Source organism: Parafannyhessea umbonata (genome assembly GCF_900111255.1).
GTDB lineage: Bacteria > Actinomycetota > Coriobacteriia > Coriobacteriales > Atopobiaceae > Olsenella_J > Olsenella_J umbonata_A.
On the sequence record NZ_FOGP01000009.1, the window covers coordinates 1 to 12,217 of the forward strand.

The 12,217-nt window shown below is 63.7% G+C and carries 11 protein-coding genes and 1 tRNA gene; 9 read left to right on the forward strand and 3 right to left on the reverse strand.

Annotation, left to right across the window (positions count from 1 at the left end; genetic code table 11):
* Positions 1–64: 64 nt before the first annotated feature.
* From BMY31_RS08625 to BMY31_RS08645, 5 genes are all read left to right on the forward strand, one after another.
* On the forward strand, positions 65–283 hold the full coding sequence (locus BMY31_RS08625) for an IS3 family transposase (RefSeq protein WP_369821286.1): 219 nt from the start codon (positions 65–67) through the stop codon (positions 281–283).
* A gap of 232 nt (positions 284–515) precedes the next feature.
* Positions 516–1,139 (forward strand): TetR/AcrR family transcriptional regulator, encoded by a 624-nt coding sequence (locus BMY31_RS08630; RefSeq protein ID WP_159443989.1) that lies wholly within the window; start codon positions 516–518, stop codon positions 1,137–1,139.
* 269 nt (positions 1,140–1,408) lie between these two features.
* Positions 1,409–2,122, forward strand: a complete 714-nt coding sequence (locus tag BMY31_RS08635) for an ABC transporter ATP-binding protein (RefSeq protein WP_078687067.1) — start codon at positions 1,409–1,411, stop codon at positions 2,120–2,122.
* Between the two features lie 3 nt (positions 2,123–2,125).
* Positions 2,126–3,730: a putative ABC transporter permease subunit gene (locus BMY31_RS08640; protein ID WP_091009908.1), complete on the forward strand. Its 1,605-nt coding sequence runs from the start codon at positions 2,126–2,128 to the stop codon at positions 3,728–3,730.
* A 165-nt stretch (positions 3,731–3,895) separates the two neighbouring features.
* A tRNA-Gly gene (locus BMY31_RS08645) sits at positions 3,896–3,971 on the forward strand.
* A 271-nt stretch (positions 3,972–4,242) separates the two neighbouring features.
* Here the strand turns inward: BMY31_RS08645 and BMY31_RS08650 are convergent.
* Positions 4,243–5,262, reverse strand: coding sequence for a C-terminal binding protein (locus BMY31_RS08650; protein ID WP_091009911.1), 1,020 nt, complete (start codon positions 5,260–5,262; stop codon positions 4,243–4,245).
* 103 nt (positions 5,263–5,365) lie between these two features.
* On the reverse strand, positions 5,366–6,664 hold the full coding sequence (locus BMY31_RS08655; protein WP_200802608.1) for an aspartate aminotransferase family protein: 1,299 nt from the start codon (positions 6,662–6,664) through the stop codon (positions 5,366–5,368).
* Between the two features lie 409 nt (positions 6,665–7,073).
* Here BMY31_RS08655 and BMY31_RS08660 point away from each other — a divergent pair, with 409 nt between their 5' ends.
* The 4 genes from BMY31_RS08660 to BMY31_RS08675 all read left to right on the forward strand — a co-directional run bounded on the left by BMY31_RS08660 (position 7,074) and on the right by BMY31_RS08675 (position 11,824).
* On the forward strand, positions 7,074–7,991 hold the full coding sequence (locus BMY31_RS08660) for a MurR/RpiR family transcriptional regulator (RefSeq protein ID WP_078687064.1): 918 nt from the start codon (positions 7,074–7,076) through the stop codon (positions 7,989–7,991).
* Positions 7,992–7,994: 3 nt separating this feature from the next.
* On the forward strand, positions 7,995–8,894 hold the full coding sequence (gene murQ / locus BMY31_RS08665) for an N-acetylmuramic acid 6-phosphate etherase (protein WP_078687175.1): 900 nt from the start codon (positions 7,995–7,997) through the stop codon (positions 8,892–8,894).
* A 239-nt stretch (positions 8,895–9,133) separates the two neighbouring features.
* Positions 9,134–10,615, forward strand: a complete 1,482-nt coding sequence (locus tag BMY31_RS08670; protein ID WP_078687063.1) for a PTS transporter subunit EIIC — start codon at positions 9,134–9,136, stop codon at positions 10,613–10,615.
* A 129-nt stretch (positions 10,616–10,744) separates the two neighbouring features.
* Positions 10,745–11,824, forward strand: a complete 1,080-nt coding sequence (locus tag BMY31_RS08675; protein WP_091009914.1) for a MupG family TIM beta-alpha barrel fold protein — start codon at positions 10,745–10,747, stop codon at positions 11,822–11,824.
* Positions 11,825–11,934: 110 nt separating this feature from the next.
* Here the strand turns inward: BMY31_RS08675 and BMY31_RS08680 are convergent, their stop codons facing one another.
* Positions 11,935–12,153, reverse strand: coding sequence for an IS3 family transposase (locus BMY31_RS08680; protein WP_369821286.1), 219 nt, complete (start codon positions 12,151–12,153; stop codon positions 11,935–11,937).
* Between the last annotated feature and the right edge of the window lie 64 nt (positions 12,154–12,217).

Consider the following 12,217-nt stretch of genomic DNA (forward strand, 5'->3'; position numbering starts at 1 on the left):
GGGCTGGCAGTACCAGCAGGCCGGGTGGTGCAACAGGCTGAAGGAGGCGGGCGTCGTGCAGAGCATGTCCCGGAAGGGCAACTGCATCGACAACGGGGCGACCGAGCAGGTGTTCGGCCACCTGAAGGACGAGTTCTTCCGTGACCAGACATGGCCGAGCTTCGACGCGTTCAAGAGGGACCTCGACGCCTACGTCGTCCACTGGAACACGAGGAGGCGTCAGGTTAAGCTGAAGGGACTGACCCCGGAGGAGTTCCGGAATCAGTCCCTGCATGCGGCCTAGGCCGCTTTATTTGCCCGTCCAAGAACTGGGGCGCAGTTCAGACCTGGCGAGGCGGGCCTTGTTGTGTCCGCGAAATGCCTGCTCAGGCATGGTAGCGCCTGGACTCGCGAGGATGGCATGGCTCCTGGATTTCTGTTGACAATGTTAAGAGCATAGAATAACATGCGTTACATAACAAATGTTACGCAACACCAGTTATGTAACGGGTGACATAGAGGAGGGGAGGACGAACATGCCACCGAAGCCGCGCTTTACCAGGGAGCAGATTGTGGAAGCTGCCCTCGACCTGGTACGCCAGAGGGGGTTCCGCGCGCTGACGGCGCGCGAGCTCGCCACGCGCATGGGCATGTCCACGCGTCCGATCTTCTCGTACTTCGATTCCATGGAAGGCCTGAAGTCCGAGGTGTTCGCGAGGTCCAAGGAGGTCTTTGGCGAGTTCATCAAGGAGGGGCTGAAGAGCCCCGTTCCGTTTCTGGGGCTGGGTCTCCAGTACATCCGCTTTGCCCGCCAGGAGCCGCAGCTGTTCCGCCTGCTCTTCCTGAGCGGCCACGAGCGCGAGGGCGGCAGCGCCAGCGAGGCCTTCGAGGTCGCGCGCGACCTTGCCCTGGACGTGCTCTTTGACGGTACGGGCATGGACGAGGACACGGCCAAGGACTGCCTGCGTGACCTCTGGCTCGTCGTGTTCAGCCTGGGCACGCTCATCGTCGTGGATGACTGCCCGTACTCTGACGAGCAGATCTGCGACATACTCTCGGAGGTCAACCAGTCGCTGGTGCGCGCCTATCGTACCGAGTCACGCCTGCCGCACGGAGACTATGACAAGGCAGAGGTGCTGGCTGCGCTCGAGCGACATTGACGCCAACCTGGCCACGGCGAAGCGCAAGGCCGTCTGGCAACGCTGCGTTCCACGTACTTCTCGTCCGCCCGATACCCTTGCCTTTTGCTGGCCCTCATCTGCGCGCAACCACCTGCAAGCGTGTTATTACCCACAGGCAAACTCATAGCTAGATACTCACGCGCAACTCTCGCACCATGTGCGGCATAGGTTCTACCGCCGGGCGTCTCGCCTGGCGTAAGCGTCTTCTGCCCCTGGGTGACGGGGCGATACGAAAGGAAGTGTGTGACATGCTCAAGATCGAGCACCTGACCAAGACCTTCGACGACAAGACTGCCGTGGACGATCTGTCCTTGCGCATTGCCCCGGGCGAGGTCTATGGCTTTGTCGGCCACAACGGTGCGGGCAAGACCACCACGATCAAGTGCGCCGTCGGCATCATGGCCTTCGACCGTGGCAAGATCGCCATCGACGGCCACTCCGTCAAGGACGAACCCGTCGCATGCAAGAGGGAGCTGGCCTACATCCCCGACAACCCCGACCTGTATGACTACATGACCGGCGCGAAGTACCTCAACTTCCTGGCCGACGTCTTCGGCGTCGACTCCGCCACGAGGGAGGCTATCATCCGCCCGCTGGCAGACAAGTTCGAGCTGACCTCCGAGCTGGGCCAGCCCATTGCCACCTATTCGCATGGCATGAAGCAAAAGCTCGCGATTATTGGCGCGTGGGCTCACAGTCCGAAGCTGATCCTCATGGACGAGCCGTTTGTCGGGTTAGACCCCCTGGCCTCCAAGCTGCTTAAGGACATGATGCGCGAGCACTGCGACAAGGGAGGGGCCATTCTCTTCTCAACCCACGTGCTTGACGTCGCCGAGAAGATCTGCGACAAGATCGCGATTATCAAGGCGGGCAGGCTGCTCAGGTCGGGCACCATGGACGAGGTCAAGGGCGATGAGAGCCTTGAGGAAGTCTTTCTTGAGCTTGTAGAGAGCGAGGCGTAAGCCATGCTGAGGGTGCTTATTCGCAAGCAGCTCCTGGAGCTGTTCAAGTCATTTATCATCAACCCGAAGACCGGCAGGCGCCGCTCGGGATGGGGGCTTCTGAGCTTCGTCGCGCTCCTGATGGCCCTGTTCGCTGGCCTGGGGGTGTTGTTCCTGAACACAACGATCGGACTCGGATCCGTCATGGTTGAGCTCGGCCTGGACTGGCTGCTTCTTTCGGTCATGGCGCTGGTCGCAATGACGATGGGACTGTTCGGCAGCGTGTTCAACACGTTCTCGAGCCTGTATTTGCCCAAGGACAACGAGTTCCTGATGTCGCTTCCCATCTCGTCGCTGAAGCTCCTGTTCGCTCGCTTCATCGGCGTTTACGTGATGAGTCTGCTCTACAGCGCCTGGGTCTGGATTCCCGCTGTCATCGGATACTGGACTCTCGTTCCGCTGAGCGCTGCGAGCGTGCTCTGCCCCATCCTCATGACCTTTGTTATCGCGTTGGTGGTTTCGGTGCTCTCGTGCGTCTTGGGCTGGGTTGTGGCCAAGATCGCGTCCAAGGCGAAGGGCCACAGCTTGGTCACTATGGTCGTGAGCCTTACGGGCATCGCGCTGTACTACGTCATCTACTTCTGGGCAGTCGAGAAGCTTGAGAACCTTGGGCAGAATGCCGGGGAGGTCGCCTCGTTCATGCAGCAGTGGTTTCGCTACGTGTCACTGATGGGCAGGGCCGCCCAGGGAGACTTCGGCGCGTTCGCGACAGTCGTTGCCGTTGGAGTCGCGCTGACTGCCGTGTGCCTGTGGGTGCTCTCGAGAAACTACGGGAAGCTCGTTCTGCAGAACGCTCACGTGGGTCGCACCGCGAGCAAGAGCTACACGTTCGCAAGCACCGACTCCGGGACGGCCCTGCTCAAGCGCGAGTTCGTGCGCTTTGGGGCCAACCCTACGTGGATGCTCAACTGCGCGCTGGGACTCATCTTGATGCCCGTCGGCGCCATCTTCGCCCTGGTGAAGGCGGCCGATGTGCAGGCGTTTATGGCTGAAGCCCCGGCTGACGCGCCCGTCATGACGGTCCTTCCCGTCGTGGTTGCCGGATTCATCTGTATGCTGGTCTCGACAGACGACATCGCCGCTCCCTCCGTCTCGCTTGAGGGCAAGAACCTCTGGATCGTGCAGACGCTTCCCGTAGACATGCGCGAGGTGCTGCTGGCCAAGGAACGCATGGCCGTGCTTCTGAACGTGGCTGCCATCATGCCTACCACGATCATCTTGGGAATCGTGTTCGGGATTCCCGCGAATCAGATTGTGATGATGCTTGCGTTCGTCATCCTGTTCGCATGCGTCATGACCGACGCAGCGCTGATTCTTGACATCTCGCACCTCAACCTTAACTGGACCGAGGAGGTGGCCGTCATCAAGTCCGGCGTGTCCGTCGCGGTTGCGCTGTTCGGAGGCTGGATTTTGAGTGCGGCGATTGTTGCGGTCGGCATCTTCGCGAGCCCGCGGCTTGGCACTGAGATAACCCTCGACATCATGATTGCGGTCTTGGTCGTAGTTTCCCTGGCGATGAAGCACTGGCTCATGCCGCGAGCTGCGAAGGCCCTGAGCCACGCTGGGTAGACTTGCCGGGAAGGCGCGTCGCCGCAAAATGTCCAAAGTTCTTCTCCCTTAGGTTCTAGCTTTGGAAATGCGGAAGCGCGGAAGCTCTGGGAAGACTTTTTTCCGAGTTGAAAAAAATGTCCTTGCCCGAGGGGCGTGTCGTCGCGTATAGTGTTTCCTTGCGTCGCGGGCTTGGCGCAGTTGGTAGCGCGCCACCTTGCCAAGGTGGAGGTCGCGGGTTCGAACCCCGTAGCCCGCTCCATGGGAGTTCAGAGCCGACCTTCGGGTCGGCTCTTTTTTTGTGGCTGGGATGGCCTGGCGCGTCGGGACGGGGCTCGGGTGCGCCTCCCGATGCGCGATCCTTGCCGAGTGATTGCCCCTTCGGTCACCCAAAACGCTCCAGATAAGCTCTTTGGTCACCCAAACCGGCTCGCGGCAGCTCTCTGGGCTCGTATTACAGGGCGAACGTGGAGGGAAGAGCTGCTTGCGGCCGATTTGGGCGACCGGAGCTGCTTCCGAGCGATTACGGCGACCTACGCGGAGACGGGCCAGGCCGCGCGGGTATCCGCGCGGCCGACCGGTTCGTTGACCGGGTCTGCGGGCCGTCTGCCATGGACGCCTGCGACCACGTTCATGAGCGCACGCTCTCGCATCTCGGCGTAGGAGTCGGCGCTGTGGTAGGCCGCATGCGGCGTGACGATGCAGTTGTCCAGGCCGATGAGAGGGCTCGTGCCGCTGACCTCGTCTTGGATCACGTCGATGGCGGCCGCTCGGATGACGTGGTTGCGCAGGGCCCATGCCAGGTCCTCCTCCACAACACAGCCGCCTCGCGAGGTGTTTACCAGAAACGCCGTGGGCTTCATAAGGCGCAGGGTCTCCTTCCTGATGAGGCCCTGCGTCTTCTTGACCAGGGGGCAGTGGAGGCTGACGACGTCGCTGGTCGAGAAGAGCTCCTCCACGGTGTCGACCTTCTCGCATCCAAGCGACGCTATCTGGCTGACGCTCTTCGTGGGGGCCCACACGGCAACCTCCATGCCTATCGACTGGAGCATGGGTACGAGGGCCTGCGCGATCGAGCCGAAGAAGACCAGGCCGGCGCGTTTGCCGCGGGGCCTCTCCGCGTCGTAGCCTGCCATGTCGTCCCAGGTTCCGGAGCGCGTCTGCCGGTCAAACCAGCTGATCTTCTTATAGAGGTCTACGATGAGCCCGAGCGTGTGGAGTGCCACGTCGTAGGTGCAGTAGCCTGGCACGTTCGTGACCCAGCAGCCTTGCCTCTCCGCCGCCTCGGCATCGATGAAGTCGTAGCCGATGGCCATGATGCCCACAGCCTTGAGCTGAGGATTTGCGGCAAAGGTCGCGGCGTCCACACGTCCCCATTCGCTCACGATGCCGTCGGCGTCCTGGAGCGAGCCGGGCAGCGGGATGCCGTCGGAGTCGGTGGGGGCACCGAAGAGCTCGACGTCGTCTATTCCGCGCTTGGCCAGAAGCTCTCGGTCGCCGTCGAGGGGCACGGCGCTTCTGAGGTAGGCGATTCGATGCATGCGATGGGACATGTTCTGCTCCTTTGCTCGAAAGACGGCCTTTCTCTGATGTGCTCGGGGGGCTTTGGCGTGTCGTGGACCTCGGCGCTGCGGAGGGCGTGCTGACTGGGTATGCCTAGTAGCCCAGCTCGCGCATGGACTGGTCCAGAATGGCGAGGCCCTCGTCGATCACCTCGCGCGTGACGTTGAGCGGGGTCGCGAAGCGCATGCCGTTGTGGTGGACGCCGCAGTTGAGGGTGATCATGTGATGCTCGAGCGCCTTGGCCTTGACCTCGCCCCAGACCTCGGGTGCGGGGGAGCCATCCTCGTGGTCGAACTCGATTGCACGCATGAGCCCGATGCCGCGTGCGTCGCCGATGACGGGATGGGCCTCGCGCAGCTCGTCGAGTTTGGTACCGAGGTAGCCGCCCACGGTCTTGACGTTTGCGAGGATGTCCTGGCGCTCGAACTCGTCGAGGACCGCGTTGGCCGCGGCGGCGCAGACCGGGTTGCCGCCGAAGGTGCCACCGTGCATGCCCGGGAGCCACTTGCTCATGATCTTCTCGGTCGAGACGGTCGCGCTCATGGGGAGGCCGCCGGCGATGGCCTTGCCCAGGTTCATGATGTCGGGCGTGACGTCGAAGTTCTGACCTGCGAACATCTTGCCGCTGCGGCCGTAGCCGGCCTGGATCTCGTCGAAGATCAGCATGATGCCGTACTTGTCGCAGCGCTCTCGGACGCCGCGCACGAAGCTCGCGGGCGGGACGAAGTAGCCGCCCTCGCCCTGGATGGGCTCCATGAGGATGGCCGCGACCTCTGCGGGCGACACGAGGTAGCTGAAGATCTTGTCGAGTTGTTCCAGGCAGAAGGCGCTGCGCTGCTCCTCGTCGTACTCCTTGGGGCAAAGGTCCTTCTGCGGGTAGGGCGAGAAGTACACACCGGGCATGCAGGGCTGGTAGCTCTGACGGTACATGGCCGACGACCCGGTGACGCTCATGGCGCCCATGGTGCGGCCGTGGAAGGACCCCTCGAACGCGATGATTGCGGGGCGTTGCGTGTAGGCGCGGGCGAGCTTGAGCGACGCATCGGTCGCCTCGGCTCCGCCGTTCGCGAACATGGTGCATCCGAGCTCACCGGGGGCGATTTCGGCGAGGCGCTCGGCAAGCCGCAGGGTCGAGGGGAAGTTGACCATGTTGAAGCTGCCGTTGATCAGGCGGTCGACCTGCTCGTGGATGGCGTCGCGCACCGCCTGGTTGCCGTGCCCGAGGGCGTTGACGGCGATGCCACTCACGAAGTCGAGGTATTTCTGGCCCGTGACGTCCCACATGTACGGGCCGTCGCCGTGGTCAATCACGAGGTCCGTCGCCTTGGCGAGTGCCGGGCTCAGGTATCTCTGGTAATCCTCGAATCGCATGACGTCGTCTTTTTCGGGCATGGCTGCTCCTCTCGCACCGTGGTGTCAGGTATTCGGCTGAGTCGCGCCCTCGGCGGCGGAGGATCTCGCGCCGCCGAGGGCGGCCTCAAGGGCTACGAGAAACGATAGGGGCGGCCGGTTTCCCGTCCGTCTCGGCCCCGACACCACCCGGTCAGAGCTGGGTTGCGATGCTGTTGAACTCGTGTTTCTTACTGATGCACGATTCCGTCAAAGCAAGACAGACGCGTGTCATGTCTTGGGCGAAAACATGAAACGACAATGGCATGTCTGCGCCGTGAACGGTTTGTTGCTGTCTGCGGGCGTGCGAATCGGGGGTGCTATTGTGTCACGGTGTGAAACGCGACTGTCAACAATTCTAAAAAACACGACTGCGGCGTAGCATAGTCCCAACGACGAAGGAGGAAGTTCCATGCGAGGATTTCGCGTCCACCTAGAGGAGTATCGCCCGCTGGCGAGCTCCTCCGAGCTGGATATCATAGAGTTCCTGCTGGAGCGTCCCGATGACGCGGTGGGAATCTCGACGCACCGTCTGGCTGAGCTTACCTACACCTCGCCGTCTACCGTCGTGCGCCTTGTGCGCAAGCTGGGGTTCTCGGGCTACCCGGACTTCCAGCGCAGCCTGGTGTACGATCGCGCACTTGCCGAGAAGAGTCGCGACGTCGTGGCCGACGGCGTCATCACGGGCGACGCGACGCAGGACATCATCGACAAGGTGACCTCGCGCAACGTGTCGACGCTCGAGCTGACGCGCGACGGCCTGGAGGTCGAGGCGGTCGACAAGACCGTCGACCTCATCCGCCGTGCGCGCCGCATTGCGCTGTTCGGCGTCGGCGCGTCACTTCTGGTCGCCCACGACCTGCAGCTCAAGCTGCTGAGGCTCGACATCCCGTGCGAGGTTTGCGACGACCTGCACTCGCAGCTGCTCTACGCGAACAACCTGGGGTCGCAGGACCTTGCCATCGTCGTGAGCTACTCCGGCATGACCGAGGACGTCCTGCACTGCGCGCGCGTCGCGCGCAACAACGGTGCCAAGGTGGTCTCGATCACGCGCGGGTCGTTCGCCTCGCCGCTCGTCGACCTCTCCGATGTCGTCCTGGGCGTCGCGGCAACCGAGCTCTTGGTGCGCAGCGGTGCCATGTCATCGCGCATCGCGCAGCTCAACGTGGTGGACGTGCTCTTCACTACCTACGTCTGTCGCAACTACAAGAAGAGCGTCGAGCGCCTCTCGTCCAACTGGATCAAGAAGGCCGGGGCGGACGAGGACGGAAACGAGCTTGACCCGGGCATCCGGCACGGGAGCGATAAGCATGCAAGCAAGGGGGAATGAGTGGTGATTGACCTTTCGAGGCTGTCTACCGAGGAGATGAATCCTCGGACCACGAACCTGGACATGATGACTCCGCGCGAGCTGGTAGGCGTCATGAACGCGGAGGACGCGCACGTCCAGGAGGCTGTGGGAGAAGAGCTTGACCACATCGCTCGGGCGGTGGAGTGGGCCATCGAGTCCCTCCGCGCGGGCGGAAGAATCATCTACTTCGGCGCCGGCACGTCGGGTCGCCTGGGCGTTCTCGACGCCGTGGAGTGCCCGCCGACCTTCGGCGTGGAGCCCGAGCGCGTCGTGGGCCTGATTGCCGGCGGCGAGAAGGCCTTCGTGCGCGCCGTGGAGGGCGCCGAAGACAGCACCGAGCTCTGCGCTCGCGAGCTGGACGAACTCGGCCTCGAGTCTCGCGACCTTGCCATTGGCATCGCGGCGAGCGGAAGGACCCCCTACGTCGTGGGCGGCCTGCGCCACGCGAGGGAGCTCGGCTGCAAGACGGTGGCCATCGCCTGCAACCGAGGCTCGGCTATCGCACGCGAGGCCCAGCTGGCCATCGAGCTGGACTGCGGCCCTGAGGTGCTCACCGGCTCCACGCGCCTCAAGGCGGGCACCGCCCAGAAGATGGTGCTCAACATGATCTCGACCGGCGCCATGGTGGGTGTGGGCAAGGCGTACCAGAACCTGATGGTTGACGTGCAGCAGACCAACGACAAGCTCCACGTGCGTGCCCAGAACATCGTGATTGAGGCCACCGGCTGCTCGCGCGACGAGGCCGTCTGCGCGCTCGAGAAGTCAGACGGCTCGGCGAAGGTTGCGATCGTCATGCTGCTCGCCGGCGTGAGCGCCGAGCAGGCGCGCGAGCGTCTCGAGGCATCTGGCGGCAAGGTCAGGGGAGCGGTTGCCGGCGCGTAGCCTCGCACCCCACCGCTCGCACGCTCGCGTCGCGCGTCGGCGTGTAACCGAACGTTGACGCGGAGGTGGCGGACGAGAAACGCATTGCTCACCAAGGGGTGCTCTTCTCGCTCCATAGTATTATTGGTTACCTTTTGAGGATTACAGTCCCAGAGGACTCCAAAAGGCACTACCCAGTCGCACCAGTGCCCAATACCAGTTGTGGCTGGCGTCCATAGGAAACACGTTGAGGAGGAAAGATGGGAAAGGATTTCGCAGCAACCGCTCGCGACGTTCTGGCCGCCATGGGTGGTGCAGACAACGTCTGCAGTAACATGGCGTGCATGACCCGCCTGCGCATCAAGGTGGCCGACGCCACCAAGGTCGACCAGGATGCGCTCAAGGCCGTCGACGGCGTCATGGCCGTCGTCGAGGATGGTGACCGTTTCGAGGTCGTCTTCGGACCCGGCACCGTCAACAAGGTTCTTGACGAGTTCGCCAAGCTCACGGGCATCAAGCCGGGTGACGCTTCCGACGACGTCCGTCAGGCCGCTGCCGACAACAAGGCCGTCCAAAAGGCCAAGCACGACAAGCCGGTCCAACGCTTCCTCAAGAAGATCGGCAACATCTTCGTCCCGCTTCTGCCGGGCATCATCGCCGCGGGCCTGATCAACGGCCTCAGCAACGTCATCAACGTCACCACCGCGGACGCCTTCGCGGGCGTGTGGTGGTACCAGTGCATCCGCACCATGGGCTGGGCCCTCTTCCTGTACCTGCCGCTGCTCGTCGGCATGAACTCCTGCAAGGAGTTCGGCGGCTCCGGCGTCCTGGGTGCCATGGCCGGCGCGCTCTCCATCGCAAACGCCTCTATGCCCCTGATGGCGGTCTCCGCCACCGACGCGACGCCCCTCGTGCAGCTGCCCGTGGCGCTTCCGGTCCCCGCGTTCGCTAACGGCGCGATCGCCGTGTCGATGTCCACCACCTACAACGCGGCTGCCGGCGGCCTGCTCGGTGCTCTCATCTGCGGCGCGTTCTTCGCGTTCCTCGAGAAGCGCCTGCACAAGGTCATGCCTAGCACGCTGGACACCTTCTTCACCCCGCTTCTGACCGTCGGCGTCGGCTCCGTCGTCGCAGTCATCGCGCTGCAGCCCCTCGGCGCCTTCCTGACCCAGGGCATCTTCTTCGTGCTGCAATTCTTCTACGACACGCTGGGCGTCTTCGGTGCGTACCTGCTGTCCTCCACGTTCCTGCCGCTGGTCTCCGTCGGCCTGCACCAGGCCCTTACGCCGATCCACGCCATGCTCAACGACCCGGCCGGCCCCACCCAGGGCGTCAACTACCTGCTGCCCATCCTGATGATGGCTGGTGGCGGCCAGGTCGGTGCTGGCCTGGCGCTCCTGGTCAAGACCAAGAACGCTCGCGTCAAGACGTTCCTGCGTGACTCCATCCCCGTTGGCATCCTGGGCGTCGGCGAGCCCCTCATGTACGCCGTCACCCTGCCTCTGGGCAAGCCCTTCGTCACCGCCTGCCTGGGCTCCGGCGTCGGCGGCGTGCTCGCGTGGCTCTTCCACCTTGGCACCGTCTCTCAGGGCGTCTCCGGCCTCTTCGGCCTGCTGATCGTCGTTCCCGGCACGCAGGTTCAGTACGTCATCGCCATGCTTGCCGCCTACGCCGCCGGCTTCGCCTTCACCTACTTCTTCGGTGTCGACGAGGACCGCATCAGCGACGTCTTCGGCGAGTAGTTCTCGCATCGCCGCTCGGGCGGCAGATGCATCCCTGTTTCCCCGTTGTGCCATAGTGCACAGTTAGACCCGTGGCCCCGTCGCATCCCCCGCGTCGGGGCCTCATTTGATTGAGCCTCAGGAGGCAGCATGAACACGGGAATCTCCCTGTACTTCTCCAATGGATATGAAGCGAACGCGCGTGTGGTCGCCAAGGCCGCCAAGGCCGGGGTGCGCTTCGCGTTCACCTCGCTCCACATTCCCGAGGAGACCGGAGTCGACTACCGCACGGAGGCGCTCCGCATGATCGCCCTGTGCAGGGAGGCCGGCATCGCGCTGATTGCCGACGTCTCGCCCGTGACGCTCCAGAAGCTGGGCTGCGCGGACTTCGACGAGCTGCACGAGCTGGGCATCGAGTACGTCCGTCTGGACTTCGGCTTCGACGCAAGGCAGACCGTCGAGCTCTCGCACCAGTTCCACGTGGTGTTCAACGCGTCGACCATCAGCGAGAAGGACATTCGCGACTGGCGCGAGGCCGGAGCGGACTTTACCCGCTTTGCCGCCTGCCACAACTTCTATCCTAAGCGCCTGACCGGCCTTGCGCTCGAGGACGTCAGCCGCACCAACGCCCGCCTCAAGGCACTCGGATTCACGGTTATGTCCTTCGTGCCGGGTGACGCCCAGCTGCGCGGTCCTCTGGAGGAGGGGCTGCCAACCGTCGAGGCGCATCGCGGCGACAGGGGAGAGGCGCTCTTCCGCGACATGCTGGAGCTCTTCTCGGCCCAGAGCGACGTGGTGCTGGTGGGAGACCCCGACGCGTCTGACGCCATGTGGGAGCGTATGCGCCAGCTTGCCGGCGGCTGCATCGACCTCGCGGCCGAGCTCGAGGACGACTTCGGCTACCTGTACGGGCGCGTGCAGCACGACCGCCCCGACTCGTCTCCGTGGATCGTGCGCTCGCAGGAGTCGAGGCTCTGGGACGATGTGCCCACGCCTCCCGCACGCCGCGCATGGGAGGCCTCGGGGGTCCATGCGCGCGAGTGCGAGGCCGGTGACGTCATTGTGAGCTCCAGGGCCTACGGGCGCTATGCGGGCGAGGTCTCCATCGCGCGCAAGCCATTTCCGCTCGACCCGCGCGACGTGGTCGCGGGTCGCGTCGCCAAGGAGCACGTGCCCCTGCTTCAGTTCGTGCGCGACGGCGCTGGCTTCAGGCTTTGCCGCGAGTCCTAGCGCCTCGCACCCCCCCCTCTCGCCTCGCTTGCCTTGCGCTGCGTGGCCTTTGGGAGGTCCGACCTCGAACTGAACTGCGCCCCAGTTCTTGGACGGGCAAATAAAGCGGCCTAGGCCGCATGCAGGGACTGATTCCGGAACTCCTCCGGGGTCAGTCCCTTCAGCTTAACCTGACGCCTCCTCGTGTTCCAGTGGACGACGTAGGCGTCGAGGTCCCTCTTGAACGCGTCGAAGCTCGGCCATGTCTGGTCACGGAAGAACTCGTCCTTCAGGTGGCCGAACACCTGCTCGGTCGCCCCGTTGTCGATGCAGTTGCCCTTCCGGGACATGCTCTGCACGACGCCCGCCTCCTTCAGCCTGTTGCACCACCCGGCCTGCTGGTACTGCCAGCCC

Bases quoted from the DNA above. Each gene is read 5' to 3' on its own strand.
- BMY31_RS08625 (WP_369821286.1), top strand. From the start codon at position 65: ATGTCCCGGAAGGGCAACTGCATCGACAACGGGGCGACCGAGCAGGTG.
- BMY31_RS08630 (WP_159443989.1), top strand. From the start codon at position 516: ATGCCACCGAAGCCGCGCTTTACCAGGGAGCAGATTGTGGAAGCTGCC.
- BMY31_RS08635 (WP_078687067.1), top strand. From the start codon at position 1,409: ATGCTCAAGATCGAGCACCTGACCAAGACCTTCGACGACAAGACTGCC.
- BMY31_RS08640 (WP_091009908.1), top strand. From the start codon at position 2,126: ATGCTGAGGGTGCTTATTCGCAAGCAGCTCCTGGAGCTGTTCAAGTCA.
- BMY31_RS08650 (WP_091009911.1), bottom strand. From the start codon at position 5,262: ATGTCCCATCGCATGCATCGAATCGCCTACCTCAGAAGCGCCGTGCCC.
- BMY31_RS08655 (WP_200802608.1), bottom strand. From the start codon at position 6,664: ATGCCCGAAAAAGACGACGTCATGCGATTCGAGGATTACCAGAGATAC.
- BMY31_RS08660 (WP_078687064.1), top strand. From the start codon at position 7,074: ATGCGAGGATTTCGCGTCCACCTAGAGGAGTATCGCCCGCTGGCGAGC.
- BMY31_RS08670 (WP_078687063.1), top strand. From the start codon at position 9,134: ATGGGAAAGGATTTCGCAGCAACCGCTCGCGACGTTCTGGCCGCCATG.
- BMY31_RS08675 (WP_091009914.1), top strand. From the start codon at position 10,745: ATGAACACGGGAATCTCCCTGTACTTCTCCAATGGATATGAAGCGAAC.
- BMY31_RS08680 (WP_369821286.1), bottom strand. From the start codon at position 12,153: ATGTCCCGGAAGGGCAACTGCATCGACAACGGGGCGACCGAGCAGGTG.